Consider the following 753-nt stretch of genomic DNA (forward strand, 5'->3'; position numbering starts at 1 on the left):
AATAAGTTCCGTGATTCATTGTGAAGCATATTCATCATCTCCACATTTATCATACCACTGCTGTACAGTGCGGCGGTGACTTCACTCTATTTTCTGGGTTTGCTCTAAAGGTTTTTGATTCCAATGCAGAGTGTATTTCGTTGTCAGAAAATGAGCGGATTCGTTTGAAAGAGTTGCTTTTTAGTTGTACATATGGGACAATGAAAGAGAGATGGATACGTCAGGTGTGGCATATGCAGCCAGGGGCAGACAAGGTTTCTGTAACCATTAAGCTGCGCTATTTGGCTCGTCGTCTTTTCCTGGATAAAACTTATTTGGAATCCTGGTGTCCCCAATATGCGCCTTATATTGCTAAACACCGGTGGCTTATGCCGGTAGCTCCTATTTGGAGAATTGTGAAGAGGGGAATAGAAAAGAGAAAACAAGTCAAGAAAGAATTCGACACGATAAGAAAAGCATAATATGGTTTTCTGGAAGGTTGAAAGATAGTACTGTCGATCAATTCACTAGAACCTCTTGGGATCCTCCCCATTTCCCCGCATTATATGCACCCGCACAGGCTGCCATTAAAAACCCCACAAACCTTTGCCCAGTTCCAGTGTAAGGTTGTATAAAGTTTAAAGCGCGCCCCTCCTGTCTGCAACAAGTGAACCGGTCCAAATTGTGCGGACAGTACAAAAAAGCCCCAAGTGTAGGATATTAGGATTCAGCAGGAGTGGCGGAGCGTTAGCGGAGCCACTCCTGCTTTCGTTT

1 protein-coding gene is annotated in these 753 nt (G+C 44.1%); it reads left to right on the top strand.

From position 1 onward, the window contains the following. The first annotated feature begins 20 nt into the window (after positions 1-20). Complete coding sequence (locus B5F27_RS16725; RefSeq protein WP_144066579.1) at positions 21-461, top strand: hypothetical protein; 441 nt, start codon at positions 21-23, stop codon at positions 459-461. The last annotated feature ends 292 nt before the right edge of the window (positions 462-753 follow it).

Source organism: Faecalibacterium sp. An192 (genome assembly GCF_002160175.1).
In the GTDB taxonomy this organism is placed as follows: Bacteria; Bacillota; Clostridia; order Oscillospirales; family Ruminococcaceae; genus Faecalibacterium.